The organism is Stenotrophomonas sp. HITSZ_GD, assembly GCF_029543105.1.
GTDB lineage: Bacteria > Pseudomonadota > Gammaproteobacteria > Xanthomonadales > Xanthomonadaceae > Stenotrophomonas_A.
On record NZ_JARQXB010000029.1, the window covers coordinates 1 to 20,577 of the forward strand.

A 20,577-nucleotide genomic window follows, 5' to 3' on the forward strand; every position below is an offset into this window, starting at 1 on the left:
GTGAACCCATCCATGGGGGCTCGTAGGCGACATCCATGTCGCCTACGGTCCCGAAAGGGCCCCGCCCCCGCAGACCCGACAAATCCCGGCGACCGGACACGAAAGCAACGCACGTCCCCGCTCCGCGCTCCTCTGGTCGCAGCTTCACCCACTTTCAGCACACGAGGACCCCATCGTCGGCCAATACAATTCCCCCATGAAACAATTCCGCTTCCGCATCGCTGCCCTCGCCCTCCCCCTCCTCGCCCTCCACATCCCGCAGGCCCAGGCCTGGGGCGGCCAAGGCCATCGCCTCGTGGCCCGCGTGGCCGACACCGAACTCACCCCGCAGGCAAGAAAGCAGATCGCCACCCTGCTCGCCGGCGAACCGACCCCCACCCTCGCCGGCATCGCCTCCTGGGCCGACGAACTGCGCGAACACGACCCCGACCTCGGCAAGCGAACCAGTCCCTGGCACTACGTCAACCTCGCCGAACACGATTGCGCCTACGATCCACCGGCCGATTGCCCCGACGGCAAATGCGTCATCGCGGCGCTCAACCAGCAGACCGCCCTGCTCGCCGACCGCAGCCAACCCCTCGACGTGCGCCGACAAGCGCTGAAGTTCGTCGTCCACCTCGTCGGCGATATCCACCAGCCCATGCACGCCGGCTACGCGCGCGACAAGGGCGGCAACGATTTCCAGCTGCAGTTCAACGGCAAGGGCACCAACCTGCACTCGCTGTGGGACAGCGGCATGCTCTACGACCGCCACCTGGACGATGACGCCTACCTGGCCGAGTTGCTCAAGCGGCCGCCCACCCCGGCCGCCACGCCGGTGCTGCCGCCCGATGCCGTGGGCTGGGCGCAGGCCTCGTGCCGCGTGGCCATCGCGCCGGGCGTGTACCCTGACACGCACGTGCTCCCCGCCGGCTACGTGGCGCAATATCGCCCGCTCGCCGAGGCGGCGCTGCGCCAGGCCGGCGATCGCCTGGCGGCGATCCTCAACGCGGCATTGGGCACGCCCTGATTCCGCTGCCTCCGGAGGTGTTCCCCGTGCGTCCCGACGTCCTGCCCTTCCTGCATGCGCCGAGCAACACCTTCAGCTACCTCGTCGCCGACCCGCACAGCGGGGAGGCGGCGGTGATCGACCCGGCGCTGGATTTCGACCCCGATACCGGCCACGTCGGCACGGCGCCGGCGCAGGCACTGGTCGATGCGGCGGCCGCGCGCGGCTGGCAGGTGCGCTGGCTGCTGGAAACCCACGCCCACGCCGACCACGTCTCCGCCGCGCAGTGGCTGCGCCAGGCTTGGCCGCAGGCGCGGCTGGGCATCGGCGCGGGCATCGTGGACGTGCAGCGGGCCTTCGCGCCGCGCTATCGCCTGCCTGCCGATTTCCGCGCCGATGGCTCGCAGTTCGACCGGTTGTTCGAGGACGAGGAACGCTTCGCGCTGGGTACGCTGGACGTGCGGGTCATCGCGGTGCCGGGGCACACGCCCGACAGCGTGGCCTACCTGATCGGCGATGCGCTGTTTCCCGGCGATTCGATCTTCATGCCCGATGGCGGCACCGCGCGCTGCGATTTCCCCGGCGGGGACGCGGCGCAGCTGTACCAGTCGATCCAGCGCCTGTTCGCGCTGCCCGGCGACACGCGCATGTTCGTGTGCCACGACTACGGCCCGGGCGGCCGCGCACTCGCGCACGCCACCCGCATCGCCGACCAGCAGCGCGCGAACATCCACGTGCAGCAAGGCGTGGCGCAGCACGATTTCGTCGCGCGCCGGCAGGCCCGCGATGCCACGCTCGCCGAGCCGCGGCTGATGGGCCCGGCGGTCAAGGCCAACCTGCAGGGTGGCCGCTACGACGACCTGCTCCCGCTGTAGGTCACTAGCCGCTACCGCCGCCTCGTTATGATCCCCGCATCCTTCCGCCGGAGCCGACCATGAAGATGCTGTCCCGCTTGCTGTGCACGCTGCTGGTACTGGCCCTGCCGGCCATGGCCCAGGCGCAGTCACCCGGCCAGGGAATCACCGTGTTCGCCGCGGCCAGCCTGAAGGAATCCATGGACGAAGCCGCGGCCGCCTACCAGCAGGCCACCGGCGTGGCGGTGACCACTTCGTACGCGGCCAGCTCGACGCTGGCGCGGCAGATCGAGCAGGGCGCGCCAGCGGAGGTGTTCTTCTCCGCCGACCTGGAGTGGATGGACTACCTGCAGGCGCGCCAACGCGTGCGCGCCGGCGATCGCCACAACCTGCTCGGCAACACGCTGGTGCTGGTGGCGCCGGCCACCGCGGCGACGGCGCGCATCGACCCCGCCGCACCGGGCGCGATCGCCCGCGCGCTCGGCGCCGATGGCCGCCTGGCCGTGGGCCAGACCGCCAGCGTGCCGGCCGGCAAGTACGCGCGCGCCGCGCTGGAGAAACTCGGCCAGTGGAACGCGCTCTCGCCGCGCCTGGCCGAAGCGGAAAGCGTGCGCGCCGCGCTGATGCTGGTGTCGCGCGGGGAAACGCCGCTGGGCATCGTGTACGGCTCCGACGCGCAGGCCGAGCCGAAGGTGAAAGTGGTCGGCACGTTCCCGGCCAGCAGCCACCCGCCGATCGTCTACCCGGTCGCGCCGCTGGCCCAGGCCTCGCCGCAGGCGCAGGCTTTCGTGCAGTGGCTGCAGGGCCCGGCCGCGCGCGATATCTTCCGCCGCCACGGCTTCAGCCTCGCGCCCTGATCGCGCATGCCGGCCTTCTCGCCCGCGGAAATCACCGCCATCGTGCTCAGCATCAAGGTCGCGCTGGTGGCGGCGGTGGCGAGCCTGCCGTTCGGCGTGGCCTGCGGCTGGCTGCTGGCGCGGCGCGAATTTCCGGGCAAGGCGTTGTTCGATGCGCTGTTGCTGCTGCCGCTGGTGATGCCGCCGGTGGTCACCGGCTACGTGCTGTTGATCGCCTTCGGCAACCAGGGCGTGCTGGGCGCGTGGCTACGCGAGCAGCTCGGCATCCAGCTGGCGTTCCGCTGGACCGGCGCGGCGCTGGCATGCGCGGTGATGGGTTTCCCGCTGATGGTGCGCGCGATCCGCCTGTCCATCGAGGCCACCGACCGCCGCCTGGAAGCGGCCGCCGCCACGCTCGGCGCGGCGCCGTGGCGGGTGTTCTTCACCGTCACCTTGCCGCTGGCCTGGCCGGGGCTGGTCGCCGGGGCGGTGCTGGCCTTCGCCAAGGCGCTCGGCGAGTTCGGCGCGACGATCACCTTCGTCTCCAATATTCCCGGGCAAACGCAGACGCTCTCGGCCGCCATCTACGGCCTGCTGCAGGTGCCCGGCGGCGAGGCCGGCATCTGGCGGCTCACCGCGGTGGCCTTCGTGATCTCGCTGCTGGCGCTGCTGCTCTCCGAGTGGCTGGTGCGCCGCCAGCGCGTGGCGCAGGAACGCTGATGCTGTCGGTGGATGTCGAACTGCGCCGCGGGGATTACCGGCGCCGGGTGCGGATCGAGGAAACCGCGCGCGTCGTGGCGCTGGTCGGCCCGTCGGGCGCGGGCAAGACCAGCGTGCTCAACGCCATCGCCGGGCTGCTGCGGCCGCAGGCCGGGCGCATCGCGGTGGATGGGCGCGTGCTGTTCGACCGCGCCGCGCGCATCGACGTGCCGGCGCATCGCCGCCGCATCGGCTACGTGTTCCAGGATGCGCGGCTGTTCCCGCACCTGGATGTCACGGCGAACCTGCGCTACGGCCGACATGGCGACGAGGACCGCTTCGGCTTCGACGACATCGTCGCCCTGCTCGGCATCGGCGCGCTGCTGGCGCGGCGGCCGCGCCACCTGTCCGGCGGCGAAGCGCAGCGCGTGGCGATCGGGCGGGCGCTGCTGTCGCAACCGGCATTGCTGCTGCTCGATGAGCCGTTGTCCGCCCTGGATGCGGCGCGCCGGGAGGAACTCATTCCCTACCTGCAGCGGGTACGCGACGAACTGGCGCTGCCGATGCTCTACGTGAGCCACCGCGAGGACGAGGTGCGCAGGATCGCCGAGGCGGTACACGTGCTCGACTGAGCACGCGCCGGCCCCGGCCTAGCGAACCCCGGCATTCCCGGTACCGCGTGCCGCCGCACGCGCGGCGGCCACCTCGCGCATGCGGTGCATGAAGAACGGATACAGCGCGGCACTGAACAGCATCGCCACGGTGGCGTAGGCCAGCAGCTGCGGCTCGGCGCCCAGCAGCGCGTAGAGGCAATAGAGGATCGCCCCGCCGCCGGCGAGCATCGCCAGCCACCGCGCGCCGCCGCGTTCCTCGCGCGCCAGGCTGCTCCACATCAGCGCACCGGCCGAGAACAGGTACGGGATGATGGTCAGCAGCACAGCAATGTTGGTGAGTTGGTCGAACTGGTGCGACAGCGTGGGCGAAGCGGTCACCAGCAGCAGCGCGCTCATCAGCGCGGCGACGATCATCAGCCCCGCGCCGGGCATGCCATGCCGGTTGGTGCGGCAGAACACGCGCGGGAACAGGCCATCCTCGGCTGCCGCCTTGGCCGATTGCCCGACCAGCAGCATCCAGCCGCCCAGCGCGCCGAAGGACTTGAACACCGCGCACAGCGAGATCGCCACCGCGCCCCAGGGGCCCACCATCACCTGCGCGGCTTCGGCGAACGGCGCGGAGGAATCGCGCAGCTCGCCCATCGGCAGCATGCCCATGATCACCAGCGAGCAGGCGATGTAGATGCCCGCGGCCAGGGCGAGCCCGCCCAGCGTGGCCAAGGGGATGTTGCGGCGCGGGCGCTCGATCACCTCGGCCGACACCGCCGCGCTCTCCACGCCCATGAAGGCCCATAGCGCGATCGAGGCGCTGCGCGAGATCGCCGCGCCCTCCCCCAGCCCGCTCACGTTCCAGCCCGCGCGGAACAGGCTGCCATCGAACCACCACCAGCCGGCGATGGCGATGAACAGGATGGGGATCAACGCCAGCAGCAACGTGCCGGTCTCCAGCGCGCCGATCCACCGCGCGCCGCGTGCGTTGGCCAGGCTCAGGCCCCAGATCACCAGCAGGGTGAAGGCCATGCGCGGCAGCAGCGGCGTCAGCGCCGGCACGAGATGGGCGAGGTAGCCGGTCACCACCAGCGCGATGGCGACGTTGCCGATCCAGTTGCCGAACCAGTAGGCGTAGTTGCTGACGAAGCCGATGTACGGGCCGAACGCGTCGCGCGCGTACGCATAAGGCCCACCGGGCTGCGGGTCGATTTGCCCCAGCCGCGCGAACACCAGCCCCAGCGCGACCGCGCCGGCCGTGGCGATGATCCAGCCGAAGGAGGAGATGCTGCCCACCGTCGCCAGGTTGGCCGGCAGCAGGAACACGCCGGTGCCGATCATGTTGCCGGCCACCAGCATGGTCGCCATCGGCAGGCCCATCTTCTTCGGCGCGGCGGCGCTCATGTCCAGGCCGGGTCGGAAGTGAAGTCGATGGTCAGCCAGAACTGGGCCTCGCGCGCGCCCAACTGCTCGGCAATGCCGTCGCGCAGGGCGTCGGCGTGGCCGATGGAGCCGGGGTTGTAATCCGGGCGGGTCAACACGTGGATCTCCACGAAGCGCATGCGCCCCATCTTGGCGACATGGCTGGTGAAGCCGACGAAACCGTGCTCGGCCACGAAGGCCGCCATCACCTCCTGCACGCGGCGGTCGAGGTCGTCCGGGGCCACCTGCAGCACCTCGCGCATCGCCTTCCACGCGCCCCGCAGCGGCAACGGCAGCACGGCCAGGCTGATGAGGCACAGCACGAGCGGGTCGATGTAGGGCGTCCAGTGCGCGTAGGCGCCTTCGCGCAGGGCCAGCGCGATGAGGAAAGCGAGCACCACGGCCAGGCTCATCAACCCGGTGAGCAACCACGCCCGGGCATCGAGCGCGAGCAGGCCCGATTCCAGCCGCTTCGCGTGCCGGCCGATCCACGCCGCCATGGCCAGGTCCACCACCGTGAGCAGCAACGCCCACGCCAATGCCGCGCCGTAGCGCACCTCGTGGCCGCCATCGCTGAAACCGATCACCGCGTTGGCCAGCGCGTAGATGCAGGCCAGGCTGAGGATCGCCCCGCCCAGCGCCTCCACCATCGGCTCTAGGTGCCAATAGCCGTACTGGAAGCGCGGGCTGTCCTCGCGCGCCACCAGCCGCAGCACCGAGAGCGCGACCAGGGTCAGCGCGACATCGACGAGGCTGTAGACGCCATCGAACAGGATGGCCTGCGAGCGCGCCAGCAGGCCGCCGACGAAGCCGATCGCCGCCACGCCCACGGTGGCGGCGATGGAGGCCTTGAGGACGCGCTGCTCCTGGCGGGTATCGCTCATGCGCCGGACCTGGCCCTCATGCCTTGAGCACCTCGACCTTGTACGTCGGCGGGTTCACGCCGCGGTCGATGATCAGCCCGTGCACGTCGGACTCGAAGCCGGGGAAGCGCTCGTTCTGCGCGCGCGCGATGCGCAGCGACTGGATGATCGGCTCGTCGCTGGCACCGAAGCGCTCGCCGGGCATGATGGTCGGGATGCCCGGCGGGTACGGCACCAGCATGGTGCCGGCGATGCGCCCGGAAAGCTGGTCGATATCCACCCGTTCGATGCGCCCATGCACGAGGTGGTTGTACGCGTCGGCCGGCGTCATCGCCGGCTCCGGCAGGTCCACGTACATCTCGCGCATCACCTCGGCCACCGCGAATTCCTTGTTGAAGGCGTGCAGATCGTCGCACAGGTCGCGCAGGCCCACGTCGGTGTAGGCCACCGGATAGGCCGCCACCAGCTGCGGCAATGCCTTCTGCAGGGGCGCGTTGTCGTCGTAGAGCGACTTGAACGCCATCAGCTCGGCCACCAGCGTGCTCCACTTGCCCTTGGTGATGCCCATCGAGAACAGGAACAGCACCGAATACAGGTTGGTCTTCTCCACGGTGATGCCGCGCGACCACAGGAAGTTGCTCAGCACGGCGGCGGGAATGCCGCGCTGGCCCATTTCGCCGTCCATCGACAGGCCCGGCGTCAGCAGGGTGACCTTGATCGGGTCGATCAGCACGTAGTCGTCGGCCAGCTTCTCGAAGCCATGCCAGTGGGCATCCGGGCGCAGGTACCACTCGTCGCGCTTGGCCACCATCGGGGCGGGCGTATCGCCCTTGCCCAGTGAGCGCGCCACCTCGTCCGGCTGCCAGACGCGGAACCACCAGTCGTCGCGCCCCACGTCTTCCTGCACGTGCAGCATCGCGCGGCGGAAGGCGATCGCCTCGTCGTGCATCTCCTGCACCAGCGAGCGGCCGGACTCGCCCTCCATCATCCTGGAGGCCACGTCGCACGAGGCGATGATGCCGTAGTGCGGGCTGGTGGAGGTGTGCATCATGAACGCTTCGTTGAAGCGCTCGGCATCCAGCTTGCGGTCGGCCGCATCGCGCGCGTGGATCATCGAGGCCTGCGAGAACGCGGCCAGCAGCTTGTGCGTGGACTGGGTGGTGAAGATGATCGCGTCCTGCTCGCGCGGCTTGCCCTTGGCCATGCCGTAGTGGTCTTCGTAGAACGGGTGGAAGGCCGCATAGCCGTACCACGCTTCGTCGAAGTGCAGGAACTCGACCTTGCCGCCCACCTGGCGCGCGATCTTCTCGGCGTTGTAGCACAGACCATCGTAGGTGGAATTGGTCACCACCGCGATGCGTGCCTTCGCGCCCGCCTGCCGCGCCTGGCGGGCGAGCGGGTGGCCGGCCATGCGCGCCTCCATCGCCTCCGGCGAGAACTGGTCCAGGCTGATCGGCCCGATGATGCCGTGCGCGTTGCGGCTGGGCGTGAAGTACACCGGGATGCCGCCGGTCATCATCAGCGAATGCATCAGCGATTTGTGGCAGTTGCGGTCCACGAACACCACGTCGCCGCGCCCTACCGTGCCCTGCCACACGATCTTGTTCGCGGTGGAGGTGCCGTTGGTGACGAAGAACGTGTGGTCGGCACCGAAGTTGCGCGCCGCCTCCAGCTCCGCCTCGCGGATCGGCCCGGTGTGGTCCAGCAGCGAGCCCAGCTCGGGCACGGAGATGGACAGGTCGCTGCGCAGCGTGTTCTCGCCGAAGAACTGGTGGAACGCGCGTCCCACCGGCGACTTGGTGAACGCCACGCCGCCCGCGTGCCCCGGCGTATGCCAGGAATAGTTGGATTCGGCCGCGTGGTGGATCAGCGCGCCGAAGAACGGCGGCAGCAGCTTGCCCATGTAGGCATCGGCCGCGCGCATCACCTGGCGGGCGATGAAGTTCTTGGTGTCCTCGAACAGGAAGATGAAGCCGTGCACGTACTTGAGCAGCTTGCTGGGCACCTTCTCGATGGTGCGCCGCTCGCCGTACAGGAACACCGGCAGGTCGGCGCGGCGCTGGCTCTGCTCGCGCAGGAAGCCGAGCAGGCGCTGGAACTCGCCGGCCACTTCCTCGGTGCCGTCGATGGAGATCAACACCGCCGAGGCCGCCACGTAGGTGCGCGCGCCGGCCTGCGCGTCCTCCAGGGTGAGCCCGCACAGCACGCGCTGGTCGTTGCCGCGCAGCTCTTCGACCAGTGCGCGGATGAGGATGCCGCCGATGCGCGGCGACTCGTAGTCGGCGTCGATGACGACGATGGGGTAATCCAGGGATTTGAAGTACACGAAAGCTCTCCTTGCGGATGCGATGGGGCGTGCGGCGAAGGCTCAGCTGGCGGGCGGCGGCACGATCACGGCCTGGCGGCGCTGGCGGCGCTGCTCGCTGAAGAAGGGATAGAAGACGGTGATGAACAGCACGAACAGGAAGGCGTACTTGACGATCGCCCCGGCCGAGCCGAACACCGCCCACAGGCAGTAGACGACGGTGACGCTGGTCAGCACCCAGAACGTGCCGATGTGGGCCCAGGTGTGCGAGCGCTCGACCACGAAGTAGCACGCCACGCAGGAGTAGATGTAGGGCAGCAGCGTGAGCACGACCGCGGCGGACGTGATCACGTCGAACTGGGCCGAGGCGGTGTCGGACGTGGAGGTCACCAGCACCGCCAGCGTCATCAGCACGGCGACGACGAGGATGCCCTTGACCGGCACGTCGTCGGCGTTGGCCTTGCGGAACAGCGCGGGGAACAGGCCATCGTCGGCCGCGGCCTTGGCGCTCTGCGCGGTCAGCAGGATCCAGCCACCCAGCGAACCGGCCGCGCCGATGAACGCGCACAGGCTCACCAGCGCGCCGCCCCACCCGCCCACCGCATTGGCGGCCGCCAGCGCGAACGGGGCGTCGGAGGTCTGCAACTGCGCGTTGGGCACCATGCCCATGATCACCGCCGAGCTGGAGATGTACGCCACCGCCGCCAGCGCCACGCCGGCCAGGGTGGCGCGGGCCACGTTCTTCTCCGGGTTCTCCACCACGCCGGCGGTGACCGAGGCCGACTCCACCCCGATGAAGGCCCACAGCGTGAGGGCCGCCGCGCTGGAAATGGCGCCGAAGTTGGATTGCCCGGACACGTTGTACGCGCCCTGGAACACGTCCGCCTTGAAGAAGAACCAGCCGAAGATCGCGATGCCCAGGATCGGGACCAGCGCAAAGCTGGTGGTCAGCGTCTGCACGCGGCTGACGAACTGCGGGCCGATGATGTTGGCGAAGGTCAGCAGCCACACCAGCACCAGCACCGCCACGCAGCGCACCAGCGGCTGGGAGAGCACCGGGAAGAAATAGCTGAAGTAGCCCACCGCGGCGATGGGAATGGCGACATTGCCGATCCAGTTGGCGAACCAGTAGATGGTGTTGGTCTGGAAGCCCATATAGGGCCCGAACCAATCGCGCGCGTAGGCATAGGGGCCGCCCGCCTGCGGCGAGAGCCGGCCGAGCTTGGCGAACACGAATGCGAGCAGCAACGCGCCGGCCGTGGTGATCAGCCATCCCCATATCGAGGCCGTGCCGATCTTGGCCAGGCTGGAGGGCAGCAGGAACACGCCCGAGCCCATCATGTTGCCCGCGACCAGGAAGGTCGCCCCCACCACGCCGATCTTCTTGCCCTGCGCCATGGCCATCTCCTCGTGGTGGATGCCCGCGGCGGCCATGACGGCCGCCGAGCGGCATCACTTGATGAAGTTGTATTGCAGGCTGCCTTGCAGCCGCATCGTGTCGGCGCGGCGGCCGTCCTGCTGTTCCAGTTGCCCGTAGAGCAGCTCCATGCCCATCGTCCAGGACGGTGCGGGGCTCCAGATCAGGTTCAGCGCGCCGTAGCGGCTGCGCCTGAAGGCATCGGCGGCGAGCGTGTCCTCGCCATCGAGGTAGAGCTCGCCGTAGACCAGGTTCGAGCGCCACATCTGCGTCCAGTAGTGCGTGTAGCCGACGAAACCGCCGTACAGCGGCAGCGCCTTCAGCGTGCCGTCCGCGGCGATGGCCGCGTCCAGGCCCGAGCCGGTGAGGTCGGCGGTGTAGCGGCTCATGCCCTTGCCGCCGAGCAGGCCGAACAGGATCAGGTCGCGCTCTGGCAGCGAGAACGAGCCGCTGAACGACAGGCCGCCGCCGAACGTCGTGTCCTGATGCCCCTCGGCGTCGTAGCCCAGGCTGCGCGCCACCGCGCCCAGTTGCAGGTGGCCCCAGTCGCGCTCCATGCGCGCGACCAGGCTGACATCCGGCACGCGATCGACGCTGATCGCCTCCACGCCATTGCGCGCGATTTCGGACTCCGGGTTTTCCACGCCCAGCGTGAGCGTGTTGCCCTGCCCCATCGAGAAGCTGTGGTGCATGCCCGCCACGAGCAGGTAGGCGGCGCCGCCGGGGCCGGCGAAATCCAGCGTATCCGGCAGCGAATCGGCGTCCATGAAGGTCGAGTAGCCGTAGCCGGCGTAGGTGTTGCCGAGTTGGCCGTAGGCGTGGCGCAGGCGGAACTGGTAGCTGTCGCTGCTGCCGAAGAAGTCGTTCTCCAGGTAGAAGCGCAGGTTGCCGTGGCTGGTGGGCCGGCGCGCTTCGAAGCTGAAGCGGGTCTGCTTGGCGTGGATCTCCACGTTGGAGGTGTCGCGGTTCGGACTGCCGACCGGGATGGTCGAGGTGACGAACTGCTCCTGGTCGCCGGCCGCGCGCGCATCGGCGATGGCGTCGAGCTTGGCGTAGCCGCCCAGGCGGATCAGGGTATCCGTGCCGGGAATGGCGAAGAAGCCTTTCAGTTCCGGGTCGGTGGGCGAGACGGTGTTGTCCGCGCGCGAGGCGGCGGTGGAGGGGTCGGCCACCGAATCGCGCGGCGGCAACACACTGTGGTAGCCCGGTGGCGTGGCCTGTGCTTGGGGCGCGGCCGCGGCCGGCGTGGCAGCTTGTGCGGGCGCGGGCGCTGCGGAGGGCGATGCGGCAAGCGATGCGTCGCCGGCCTGCGCGCTCGGCGGATGACCTTCCAGCGCGTCCAGGCGCGCGTTGAGCGATTGCAGTGTCCGCTGGGCCTGTGCGATCTCCGCGCGCAGGCTCTGCACCGTGTCCTGCGCACACGCCAGGCCGGACACCATCACCCACGGCAATACCGCCGCCATCGCTGTCGAACGTTCCATCGCCCTCTCCATGCGCCCAGTCCCGCGGTTGCATGCTGCGCACCGACGTGCCCGCAGGGGAGGCACGAACGCCGGCACGTCCCATGCTTCTTCCCCTGGACTAGCGAAGTACGAGACAGCCGCCATTCACCGCCCGAGGCGATGACGGCAACGTGAAAAACACGTGGCAGTCATGAGATCGACACCCCGGTTTTACGCATTCGGCGATGTGATGATGTTTTAGCCACCGCACGTATCGACATGAAACGCTATCGCCAGCATCCCTTTCCCATCGAGGACGTGCGCCGTTTCCTGGAGCCGGGTCCGGTGGTGCTGGTGAGTACCGCCTGGCGCGGCCAGCGCGATGTGATGACATTGGGCTGGCACATGGTGATGGGCTTTGCGCCCTCGCTATGGGCCTGCTACCTGTGGAACGAGAACCACAGCTTCGCGCTGGCCAGGCGTTCGCGCGAATGCGTGATCAACCTGCCGACCGCCGACATCGTCGATACCGTCGTTCGTATCGGTAACAGCACGGGTGCGCAGATCGACAAGTTCGACGCATTCGGGCTGACCACCACGCCGGGCACCGTGGTGGCCGCGCCACGCATCCGCGAATGCTGGGCGAGCTTTGAGTGCCGCTTGTACGACGGCAGCCAGATCAACAAGCACAACTTGTTCATTTGGGAAGTCGTGCGCGCGCACGTGGCGCGCACGCCGAAGACGCCGCGGACCGTGCACTACCGTGGCGATGGCCGCTTCATGGTGTCCGGGCCGGATATCTCGCGCAAGCGGATGTTCCTGCCCGAGATGCTGTAGCCCTCAGCGGCCGGCGCGCTGCACGCGCACCTGCCCGCGCGTCATCTGGAAGGTGAAGGCGTAGTTGAGCGTGACCGGCACCGGCTCGATGCGCTCGGCATCGGCACAATCGCCGGCGCGCTTCGGCGCGAGATCGCGGTAATGGCAGATGGCCGCCGGTGCGTATTGCCAGGTCAGGGCCGCGCGGTCGACGGCCTGCAGCAGGTCGGCGTTGGCGGGATCGGCGCCGGCCATGCATTCGGCGCGATCCAGCAACGGCTCGGTTCGCTGGACCGCGCCGAGCGCATCGATGATCACGCGCACGCACACCGTGGTGGGCGGCAGGTCCACCCGCGTGGTGTCGCCGGGCAGCGTGGGATCGACGTTGTCGTGCAGCAGCGGCATGCGGAACACCTGCTGCGGCTGCAGGGCGTAGCTGTCGATCTTGCCGGCATGGCCACCGCCCAGGGAAGGCGAGAGCAGCCGCTGGTCCACCGCATCGCTGCGCGTGGCCTCGTAGGTTGCCGGTGCGCTCGCACAGCCACACAGCACCAGCATCGGCGCCAGCGCGCCGGGTCGTAGGCGGCGCATCAACGCGACGCCATCGCGCTGCCGCCTGCCGGGGCGGGGTCCATCTCGAAGGTGACCGGCACGCGCACCCGGCTCGCGACGGGCTTGCCTTGCTTGAACGCCGGGCGGAAGCGCCACTTGCGCGCTGCTTCGAGCGACACCGCATCGAATACGCCCGCCGGCGTGGAAGATTCCACCACCACGTCGGACACGCTGCCGTCGGCGCGCACATCGACGCGCAGGATGACCTGGCCGCCGAGTTGCTGGTCGGCCGCTGCCTTGGGGTAGCGCGGCGGCGCCAGCGAAGGGAGCGCGGCGTCGGCCGCGGTGGCCGGCGTATGCGGCTGGGCCGCCCAGGCCACGTAGCCGCTGCCGCAGGCCAGCAAGCCGGTGCAGAGCATGGCGAGGTAACGGCGGCGGCGCGACGGTGCGGGCTGCTTGAGCATATCGATTCTCTCCTTGAGCGGATGGCGCGAAGGCCAGGGACATCCCAGCGGCGGCCATGGCGCATCCACGCCGCCGATGAGCATCGCTTCGGCATACAGGCGCCGCCGGCGCGGCCGCTGCGCGAGCACGCGCGCATCGCAGGCCATTTCCTGGTCGCGCCGGAACGCGCGCAACGCCGCGTGCGCCAGTGGGTTGAACCATTGCAGGCACAGCAGCAACGTGGCGAGCGCATTGCAGGGCACGTCGCCGCGACGCCAGTGCACCAGTTCGTGGCGCAGCAGCAAGGCGCGCTGCGCGGCGTCGTAGCGGCGGGCGAAATCCGGCGGCAGGACGATGCGCGGGCGCCACAGCCCCACCAGCGCCGGCAGGCCCGCATCGTGGGTGGCGCGGTAGACGGGCAGGCGCGGATGGCGCACGCGTTCGAGTGGCCCCATGGCACGCACGAAGCGGCGCTGGCGCCAAAGCTGGAGCCCCAGGCAGGCCAGCGCGCCGATCAGCCACGCCGCCATCACGCCGGTGCCCGCCGTGAGCGGTTCGCCTTGCGCGGCCATCGGCATCAAGGCCGGCGGCAGCACGCCGATCTCGCGCATCGGCAACGCGAGCGCCGCGGGCAGCGGCACCGCCTGCGCCAGCCACACCAGCGGCGGCAGGCTCCATAGCCCGTAGGCGGCACCCGCCCCGCCCAGCCGCCGCGCCAGCGGGCGCAGCACCCACACCAGCAGGCAGGCCGCGCTGAATACCGCGGTGAGCGACAGCAGCGCGGCCGGATCAACCTTCATCGTCCAGCTCCCGCACCAGCCGCTTCAGTTCGGCGATGTCCTGCGCGCTGAGCTTGCCACGCTCGCTGAAGTGCGCCACCAGCGGCGCGACGCGCCCGCCGAACAGGCGGTCGAGCAGCCCCTCGCTCTGCTGCGCCACCCACTGCGTGCGCTCCACGCACGGCGAATAGAGATAGCGCCGCCCCTGCTTCTGCGCGCTCACGGCTCCCTTGTTGAGCAGGCGGTTGAGCAGCGTCTTCACCGTGGGCTCGGCCCAACCGCTGCGGGCCGACAGCGCGGCGAACACCTCCTCCGCCGACAACGGATGGCGCTCCCACAGCACCTGCATCACCACCGCTTCCGCTTCGCTGATCGCCCCAGGTCCGGCCATACGATTACGCCCGTAAATTTTTCCCGATTACGCGCGTAATCCGTGCCGCTGTCAAGCGGGCGGGCCGGTGGCGCATGCGGCGCGCACCAGGGCTGGGCTACGCTCAGGCGCATGACAGAATTTCTCGACGACCTGCGCGCGGCCACCGACCTGATCCTCCAACGCATCGCCGGCCCGCTGCGCATCGGCGCGCCGCTGGGCCTGGGCAAGCCGCATCGCCTGCTCAATACGCTGTACGAACGCGTGGCCGCGGACCCATCGCGGCCCATGCAGATTTACACCGCGCTGTCGCTGGACCCGCCCGGCGCCACCGGCGGCCTGGAAGGACGCTTCCTCGGCCCGTTCGCGCAGCGCCACTTCGGCGACGACTTCCCGCGCCTGGCCTATGTCGAGGCGATGCGCCGCGATGCGCTACCCGCGCACGTGCAGGTCGAGGAGTTCTACATGCAATCCGGCGCGATGCTGTCCTCGCGCCAGGCGCAGCGCGCCTATACCAGCCTCAACTACACGATGGCCGCCGATGGCGTGGCGATGCGCGCGCCCAACGTGGTGGTGCAGAAGGTGGCGCGCGAACCGGGCGGGTCGCGCTTGTCGCTGTCGTGCAACAACGACCTGACCCAGGACCTGCTCGACGCCGTCGCCCGCCGCGGCCTGCCGCGCCCGCTGATGGTGGCCGAGGTCGATCCGCGGCTGCCGTGGATCGGCGGCAGCGCGACCGTGCCGGAGGGGTTCTTCGATATCGTCATCGACCCGCCCGGCCCCTACCCGGTGTTGTTCGCGCTGCCACGCCAGCCGGTGAGCGACAGCGACTACGCCATCGGCCTGTATGCGAGCACGCTGGTGCGCGATGGCGGCACGCTGCAGATCGGCATCGGCACGCTGGCCGACGCGCTCAGCCACGCGCTGGTGCTGCGGCATACCGACAACGCGCGCTATCGCGCGGTGCTGCGCGCGCTCGATCCGGCGCTGGAGGCGCATCCGCTCGTCCGCGACCATGGCGGCCTGGGGCCGTTCGAGCAAGGCCTGTATGGCTGCAGCGAAATGCTCAACGAAGGCTTCCGCCGGCTCGTGCAGACCGGCGTGATCCGCCGCCGCGTGCACGACGACATCGCATTGATGCAGCGCCTGCACGCGGGCCACGCCGATGCCGAGGACCATGCCCGACTGGCGCGCGAGGGCGAGTTCCTGCATGGCGCCTTCTACCTCGGCTCGGCCGAGTTCTACGACTGGCTGCGGGCGCAGGGCGACGGCGCGCACGGCATCGGCATGCGCCGCATCAGCGAGATCAACCAGCTATACGGCGGCCACGAGGCGCTGGAGCGCCTGCAGCGCCGCGATGCCCGCTTCTTCAACAGCTGCATGATCGCCACCGCCCTGGGCGCGGCCGCCTCCGATGGCCTGGAGGACGGGCGCATCGTCTCCGGCGTCGGCGGCCAGTACAACTTCGTGGCGATGGCGCATGCGCTGGAGGATGCGCGCAGCGTGCTGATGTTCCGTGCCAGCCGCGCCCGCGGCGACGGCCAGGTGGAATCAAGCGTGCGCTGGTCCTACGGCCACGCCACGATCCCGCGCCACCTGCGCGATGTCTACGTCAACCAGTACGGCATCGCCGACCTGCTCGGCGCCACCGACGAGGATTGCGCGATCGCGATGACCGCCATCGCCGAGGCGCCGTTCCAGGCCGGCCTGCTGGCCTCGGCCAAGGCGGCGCGCAAGCTGCGCGAGGACTTCGTGGCGCCCGCGCAGTGGCAGCGCAACACGCCGCAGGCGCTGGCGCGCACGCTCGCGCCGTTCCGGCGCGACGGCACCCTGCCCGACTATCCGCTGGGCAGCGATTTCACCGAGGTCGAGCAACGGCTGTTGCGCGCGCTGGCCTGGCTCAAGGAATGCAGCGCGTCGTGGCCGGGCAAGCTGCGGCTGCTCGCCGGCGCCCTCGCCGGCCCGCTGGCCGACGATGCGCAGGCCCTGCAGCGCATGGGCCTGGACGCGCCGCGCGGCGGCGGCGAGCGCGTGCAGGCGCGCCTGGTGCGGCACGCGCTGGCGCGTACCCGGCGTTGAGGGGCGCTTCAGGCGCCGCGGTGGGTTTTCACGCGTCGCGCGCAACGGGGCACGGCAAGCTGCGGCCATATTCCGCTGGAGTGTTCCGCATGCCGATGTGCACGTCGTCCTCACGTTTCCTCGCCTTGCTGCTGGGTGCCGCGCCGCTGGTGGCCGCCGCGCAGGCGCCGGCCATCACCGCGCCCGATACCGGCCCACGCTCGGACTTCGCCGCGCAGGTGTTGCTCGATCGCGCGCACTTTTCTCCCGGCGAGATCGATGCGCGGCCGGGCTCGAACCAGCGCCGCGCGGTGGCTGGCTTCCAGCGCGCGCATGACCTGAAGGCCAGTGGCGAACTCGACGAGGCGACGTGGCAAGCCCTCTCGGCCGATACCGCACCCACGCTGGTGGACTACACGCTCACCGATGCCGATGTCGCCGGCCCCTACGCGCCGACACCGAAGGAGCCGGCCGACCAGGCCAAGCTGCCGGCGCTGGGTTACCAGTCGGTGGAGGAAGCGCTCGGCGAACGCTTCCATGCCAGCCCGGCGTTGCTGCGCGCGCTCAACCCGCAGGCCGATTTCCGCCGCGCCGGTACCGTGCTGCGCGTGCCCTCGGTGGGCGGCGGCGCGCCGTTGCCGAAGGCCGCCACACTGGTGGTGGACAAGTCCGATTCCACGCTCTCCCTGCGCGACGCGCAGGGCAAGGTGTTCGCGCAGTTCCCCGCCTCCACCGGCAGCACGCACGACCCGCTGCCGATCGGGCGCTGGAAGATCCTGGGCATCTCGCGCGACCCGCCGTTCCACTACAACCCCAAGCTGTTCTGGGACGCCAGCCGCAACGACAAGAAGGCCACGCTGCCGCCGGGCCCGAACAACCCGGTCGGCCCGGTGTGGATCGACCTGTCCAAGCCGCACTACGGCATCCACGGCACGCCCGAGCCGGGGCATGTCGGCAAGACCGAATCGCACGGCTGCATTCGCCTGACCAACTGGGATGCGCTGATCGTGGCCGGTGCGGTGGATGCCTCGGTGCCGGCGATCCTGCAGGAGTGAGCCGATGAAAAGCCTTGTGCTGGTGGTGTGCGGATTGCTGGTGGGCGCGGCGGGCTACTGGTGGCTGTATGGACCGGACACGGTCTCCACCGGCACGCAGATCAACCAGGCCGTCGCGCAGGCGACCGGTGGCGCGCCGGCCACGCCGGCACCGGCCACGCCCGTGGCACCGGAGCGCGTCGCGTTGCAGTCGCCGCCGGCCGCCCAGCCGCCCACCTCCGTCGCCCCGGCGGCGGAGGCGGGCCATCTCGACGCCGGGGTGCCCCCCGCCTCGCTGGGCGCCGCAAACGCGCCGGCACCGGCCGGCGAGGCTGCCGGCGGGAACGGGCTGCTGCTGCCCGTGCAGGGCATCGCCCGCGCGGACCTGCATGACACCTTCACCGACGCGCGCAGCGAGGGCCGCGTCCACGACGCGATCGACATCATGGCCGCGGCCGGCACGCCGGTGCTGGCGGTGGCCGATGGCACGGTGGAAAAGCTGTTCGACAGCCAGCGCGGTGGCCTGACGATCTACCAGTTCGAGCCCAGCGGCCGCTATGCGTATTACTACGCGCACCTGCAGCGTTACGCCGACGGGCTGGCGGAGAAGCAGACCCTCCGCCGCGGGCAGGTGATCGGCTATGTCGGCAGTACCGGCAACGCGAGCCCGGACGCGCCGCACCTGCACTTCGCGATCTTCAAGCTGGGCCCGGAACGGCATTGGTGGGAAGGCGAAGCGCTCAATCCCTACCCAGTGCTGCACGACGGCCAGGCGCTCTGAGCGGCGCGCGCAAAAACAAAAGGCCGGCGGAATCCGCTGGCCTTTTGCGTGGGGCGAACTGAAGGCTTACAGCGCCTTCGCCGCCGCCACCACGTGGTCCACGGTGATGGCGAAGTGCTTGTACAGCACTTCGGCCGGCGCGGAAGCACCGAAGGTATCGATGCCCACCACGTCGCCGTCCAGGCCGACGTACTTGCGCCAGAAGCCGGTCACGCCCGCTTCCACCGCCACGCGCTTGCGCACGGCGTTCGGCAACACGGACTCGCGGTACTCGCTGCTCTGGCGGTCGAACACATCGGTGGACGGCATCGAGACCACGCGGGTCTTCAGGCCGGCGGCGTCGAGCTGCTGCTTGGCTTCCACCGCCAGGCCCACTTCCGAACCGGTGCCGATCAGGATCACGTCCGGCGTGCCGCCCTCGGCATCGGCCAGCACGTAGCCGCCGCGCTCGATCTGCTTGACCTGTTCGTCGCTGCGCGGCTGGTGCTGCAGGTTCTGGCGGCTGAAGACCAGGCAGCTGGGACCGTCGTTGCGGGTGATGGCGGCCTTCCAGCTCACCGCCGATTCGACCGCGTCGCACGGGCGCCACACGTCGTTGTTGGGGATGTAGCGCAATGCGGCCAGGTGTTCGACCGGCTGGTGGGTCGGGCCATCCTCGCCCAGGCCGATGGAGTCGTGGGTATAGACGTGGATGGCGTGGGCCGGGATCAGCGCGCTCATGCGCACGCCGTTGCGGGCGTAGTCGCTGAACACCAGGAAGGTGGCGTCGAACGGAATGAAGCCGCCGTGCAGGGCCAGGCCATTGGCAATCGCGGTCATGCCGAACTCGCGCACGCCGTAATAGACGTAGTTGGCGTTCGGGTCGGTGGTGGCGACCGACTTGCTGGCCTTCCACAGGGTCAGGTTCGAATGCGCCAGGTCGGCCGAGCCGCCGACGATTTCCGGCAGCAGGGGGGCGAACGCTTCGATGGTCAGCTGGGAGGCCTTGCGCGAGGCAATGGTCTGGCCATCGGCCTGGGCCTTGGCGATGAACGCATCGGCCTGGGCGAGGAAGTCCTGGGGCAGCTCGCCGCGGTAGCGGCGCATCAGCTCGGCGGCTTCGGCCGGGAAGGCCTTTTCGTAGGCTTCGAAGGCCTGCTGCCACTGCGCCTGCGCGTGCTTGCCGGCGTCGACGTGGTTCCAGCCGTCGTAGATCTCCTGCGGAATCTCGAACGGGCCATACGGCCATTCCAGCGCCTTGCGCGCGCCTTCCAGCTCTTCCTTGCCCAGCGCGGCGCCGTGCGAGGATTCCTTGCCGGCCTTGGTGGGGGCGCCGAAGCCGATGATGGTGCGGCAGCAGATCAGGGTCGGCTTGCCTTCCTCGGCCAGGGCGTGCTCGATGGCGGCCTTGATGGCGTCCGGGTGGTGGCCGTCGATATCGCGGATGACATGCCAGCCGTAGGCTTCGAAACGCTCGGGGGTGTTGTCGGTGAACCAGCCGTCGGTGTTGCCGTCGATGGAGATGTGGTTGTTGTCCCAGAAGCACACCAGCTTGCCCAGGCCCCAGGTGCCGGCGAGCGAGGCGGCTTCATGCGAGATGCCTTCCATCAGGCAGCCGTCGCCCATGAACACGAAGGTGCGGTGGTCGACGATGGCGTGGCCGTCGCGGTTGTAGCGCTGGGCCAGCAGCTTCTCGGCCAGCGCGAAGCCGACGGCGTTGGCGAAGCCCTGGCCGAGCGGGCCAGTGGTGGTCTCCACGCCGGGGGTTTCGCTGCGCTCGGGGTGGCCGGCGGTCTTGCTGTGCAGCTGGCGGAAGTGCTTGAGCTCCTCGATCGGCAGGTCGTAGCCGGTCAGGTGCAGCAGGGCGTACTGCAGCATGGAGCCGTGGCCGTTGGAGAGGATGAAGCGGTCGCGGTTGAACCAGTGGGGATCGACCGGGTTGAAGCGTAGGAAGTCATTCCACAGCACTTCGGCGATGTCGGCCATGCCCATGGGCATGCCGGGGTGGCCGGACTTGGCGGTTTCGACCGCGTCGGCGGCGAGGAAGCGGATGGCGTTGGCCAGCTGGCGGCGGGTGGGCTGGGTCATGGGGCGTCTTGGGAGCGGAAGGGGCACCGCAAGGGGCGGTATGGGTATTGTCCCACAAGGGGGTGTGGGGGTTGGGGGTGGGTTTTTTGCGGCCTGCGGCCGCTTGGGCTTGGGGTTTCGCGCAGGCTTTATGGTTTTTGGCCTTTGCGATGTGGGTCGGCTGGTTGGGTTTTGTGCACGGCCTGCGGGGGCGGGGCCCTTTCGGGACACGCCGTGAACCCATCCATGGGGGCTCGTAGGCGACATCC

18 protein-coding genes are annotated in these 20,577 nt (G+C 69.8%); 9 read left to right on the forward strand and 9 right to left on the reverse strand.

What is annotated here, in order from left to right; genetic code table 11:
* Positions 1 to 196: 196 nt before the first annotated feature.
* From P6166_RS17020 to P6166_RS17040, 5 genes are read left to right on the forward strand one after another with little or no spacing between them, the layout of a single operon-like run.
* Positions 197 to 1,009, forward strand: coding sequence for a S1/P1 nuclease (locus P6166_RS17020; RefSeq protein WP_277765628.1), 813 nt, complete (start codon positions 197 to 199; stop codon positions 1,007 to 1,009).
* Positions 1,010 to 1,035: 26 nt separating this feature from the next.
* Complete coding sequence (locus tag P6166_RS17025) at positions 1,036 to 1,863, forward strand: MBL fold metallo-hydrolase (protein ID WP_277765629.1); 828 nt, start codon at positions 1,036 to 1,038, stop codon at positions 1,861 to 1,863.
* A gap of 59 nt (positions 1,864 to 1,922) precedes the next feature.
* A complete protein-coding gene (gene modA, locus P6166_RS17030; RefSeq protein ID WP_277765630.1) occupies positions 1,923 to 2,699 on the forward strand; it encodes a molybdate ABC transporter substrate-binding protein in 777 nt (258 codons plus the stop codon).
* Positions 2,700 to 2,705: 6 nt separating this feature from the next.
* Positions 2,706 to 3,398, forward strand: coding sequence for a molybdate ABC transporter permease subunit (modB, locus tag P6166_RS17035; protein WP_277765631.1), 693 nt, complete (start codon positions 2,706 to 2,708; stop codon positions 3,396 to 3,398).
* The gene (locus P6166_RS17040; protein WP_277765632.1) at positions 3,398 to 4,009 is read left to right on the forward strand and encodes an ATP-binding cassette domain-containing protein; all 612 of its coding nucleotides are present in this window, start codon (positions 3,398 to 3,400) and stop codon (positions 4,007 to 4,009) included. Before modB ends, P6166_RS17040 begins: the two co-directional genes overlap by 1 nt.
* Before the next feature lie 18 nt (positions 4,010 to 4,027).
* Here the strand turns inward: P6166_RS17040 and P6166_RS17045 are convergent, their stop codons facing one another.
* Genes P6166_RS17045 through P6166_RS17065 form a run of 5 tightly spaced genes read right to left on the reverse strand, consistent with a single transcriptional unit; the run spans position 4,028 to position 11,425 of the window.
* On the reverse strand, positions 4,028 to 5,383 hold the full coding sequence (locus P6166_RS17045; protein ID WP_277765633.1) for an amino acid permease: 1,356 nt from the start codon (positions 5,381 to 5,383) through the stop codon (positions 4,028 to 4,030).
* Positions 5,380 to 6,285 (reverse strand): cation diffusion facilitator family transporter, encoded by a 906-nt coding sequence (locus P6166_RS17050; protein WP_277765634.1) that lies wholly within the window; start codon positions 6,283 to 6,285, stop codon positions 5,380 to 5,382. Before P6166_RS17050 ends, P6166_RS17045 begins: the two co-directional genes overlap by 4 nt.
* Positions 6,286 to 6,301: 16 nt before the next feature.
* Positions 6,302 to 8,590, reverse strand: a complete 2,289-nt coding sequence (locus P6166_RS17055) for an Orn/Lys/Arg decarboxylase N-terminal domain-containing protein (protein ID WP_277765635.1) — start codon at positions 8,588 to 8,590, stop codon at positions 6,302 to 6,304.
* A 42-nt stretch (positions 8,591 to 8,632) separates the two neighbouring features.
* A complete protein-coding gene (gene adiC / locus P6166_RS17060; protein WP_277765642.1) occupies positions 8,633 to 9,967 on the reverse strand; it encodes an arginine/agmatine antiporter in 1,335 nt (444 codons plus the stop codon).
* Between the two features lie 54 nt (positions 9,968 to 10,021).
* Positions 10,022 to 11,425 carry a DcaP family trimeric outer membrane transporter gene (locus P6166_RS17065; protein ID WP_277765643.1) on the reverse strand — a complete coding sequence of 468 codons (1,404 nt, stop codon included), beginning with the start codon at positions 11,423 to 11,425 and terminating at the stop codon, positions 10,022 to 10,024.
* 282 nt (positions 11,426 to 11,707) lie between these two features.
* On the opposite strand from P6166_RS17065, the gene P6166_RS17070 reads away from it, so the two are divergent.
* Positions 11,708 to 12,265: a flavin reductase family protein gene (locus tag P6166_RS17070; protein ID WP_277765636.1), complete on the forward strand. Its 558-nt coding sequence runs from the start codon at positions 11,708 to 11,710 to the stop codon at positions 12,263 to 12,265.
* Between the two features lie 3 nt (positions 12,266 to 12,268).
* Here the strand turns inward: P6166_RS17070 and P6166_RS17075 are convergent, their stop codons facing one another.
* From P6166_RS17075 to P6166_RS17085, 3 genes are read right to left on the reverse strand one after another with little or no spacing between them, the layout of a single operon-like run.
* Entirely contained in the window at positions 12,269 to 12,835 is a 567-nt protein-coding gene (locus P6166_RS17075; RefSeq protein WP_130318691.1) for a hypothetical protein, read from the reverse strand.
* Complete coding sequence (locus P6166_RS17080) at positions 12,835 to 14,040, reverse strand: TonB family protein (protein WP_277765637.1); 1,206 nt, start codon at positions 14,038 to 14,040, stop codon at positions 12,835 to 12,837. The genes P6166_RS17075 and P6166_RS17080 overlap by 1 nt, the downstream gene beginning before the upstream one ends.
* On the reverse strand, positions 14,030 to 14,410 hold the full coding sequence (locus P6166_RS17085) for a BlaI/MecI/CopY family transcriptional regulator (RefSeq protein ID WP_130318689.1): 381 nt from the start codon (positions 14,408 to 14,410) through the stop codon (positions 14,030 to 14,032). Before P6166_RS17085 ends, P6166_RS17080 begins: the two co-directional genes overlap by 11 nt.
* Positions 14,411 to 14,521: 111 nt before the next feature.
* On the opposite strand from P6166_RS17085, the gene P6166_RS17090 reads away from it, so the two are divergent.
* From P6166_RS17090 to P6166_RS17100, 3 genes are all read left to right on the forward strand, one after another.
* A complete protein-coding gene (locus P6166_RS17090) occupies positions 14,522 to 16,468 on the forward strand; it encodes an acetyl-CoA hydrolase/transferase C-terminal domain-containing protein (protein ID WP_277765638.1) in 1,947 nt (648 codons plus the stop codon).
* 89 nt (positions 16,469 to 16,557) lie between these two features.
* The gene (locus P6166_RS17095; protein WP_277765639.1) at positions 16,558 to 17,502 is read left to right on the forward strand and encodes a murein L,D-transpeptidase; all 945 of its coding nucleotides are present in this window, start codon (positions 16,558 to 16,560) and stop codon (positions 17,500 to 17,502) included.
* A gap of 4 nt (positions 17,503 to 17,506) precedes the next feature.
* On the forward strand, positions 17,507 to 18,262 hold the full coding sequence (locus P6166_RS17100; RefSeq protein WP_277765640.1) for a M23 family metallopeptidase: 756 nt from the start codon (positions 17,507 to 17,509) through the stop codon (positions 18,260 to 18,262).
* A gap of 66 nt (positions 18,263 to 18,328) precedes the next feature.
* Here the strand turns inward: P6166_RS17100 and tkt are convergent, their stop codons facing one another.
* Complete coding sequence (gene tkt, locus P6166_RS17105) at positions 18,329 to 20,329, reverse strand: transketolase (protein WP_277765641.1); 2,001 nt, start codon at positions 20,327 to 20,329, stop codon at positions 18,329 to 18,331.
* Positions 20,330 to 20,577 lie beyond the last annotated feature (248 nt).

Coding starts and splice junctions, on each gene's coding strand:
- modB (WP_277765631.1), top strand. CDS start 2,706: ATGCCGGCCTTCTCGCCCGCGGAAATCACCGCCATCGTGCTCAGCATC.
- P6166_RS17070 (WP_277765636.1), top strand. CDS start 11,708: ATGAAACGCTATCGCCAGCATCCCTTTCCCATCGAGGACGTGCGCCGT.
- P6166_RS17045 (WP_277765633.1), bottom strand. CDS start 5,383: ATGAGCGCCGCCGCGCCGAAGAAGATGGGCCTGCCGATGGCGACCATG.
- P6166_RS17090 (WP_277765638.1), top strand. CDS start 14,522: ATGACAGAATTTCTCGACGACCTGCGCGCGGCCACCGACCTGATCCTC.
- P6166_RS17075 (WP_130318691.1), bottom strand. CDS start 12,835: ATGCGCCGCCTACGACCCGGCGCGCTGGCGCCGATGCTGGTGCTGTGT.
- P6166_RS17065 (WP_277765643.1), bottom strand. CDS start 11,425: ATGGTGTCCGGCCTGGCGTGTGCGCAGGACACGGTGCAGAGCCTGCGC.
- P6166_RS17050 (WP_277765634.1), bottom strand. CDS start 6,285: ATGAGCGATACCCGCCAGGAGCAGCGCGTCCTCAAGGCCTCCATCGCC.
- P6166_RS17080 (WP_277765637.1), bottom strand. CDS start 14,040: ATGAAGGTTGATCCGGCCGCGCTGCTGTCGCTCACCGCGGTATTCAGC.
- modA (WP_277765630.1), top strand. CDS start 1,923: ATGAAGATGCTGTCCCGCTTGCTGTGCACGCTGCTGGTACTGGCCCTG.
- P6166_RS17020 (WP_277765628.1), top strand. CDS start 197: ATGAAACAATTCCGCTTCCGCATCGCTGCCCTCGCCCTCCCCCTCCTC.
- tkt (WP_277765641.1), bottom strand. CDS start 20,329: ATGACCCAGCCCACCCGCCGCCAGCTGGCCAACGCCATCCGCTTCCTC.
- adiC (WP_277765642.1), bottom strand. CDS start 9,967: ATGGCGCAGGGCAAGAAGATCGGCGTGGTGGGGGCGACCTTCCTGGTC.
- P6166_RS17085 (WP_130318689.1), bottom strand. CDS start 14,410: ATGGCCGGACCTGGGGCGATCAGCGAAGCGGAAGCGGTGGTGATGCAG.
- P6166_RS17040 (WP_277765632.1), top strand. CDS start 3,398: ATGCTGTCGGTGGATGTCGAACTGCGCCGCGGGGATTACCGGCGCCGG.
- P6166_RS17095 (WP_277765639.1), top strand. CDS start 16,558: ATGCCGATGTGCACGTCGTCCTCACGTTTCCTCGCCTTGCTGCTGGGT.
- P6166_RS17100 (WP_277765640.1), top strand. CDS start 17,507: ATGAAAAGCCTTGTGCTGGTGGTGTGCGGATTGCTGGTGGGCGCGGCG.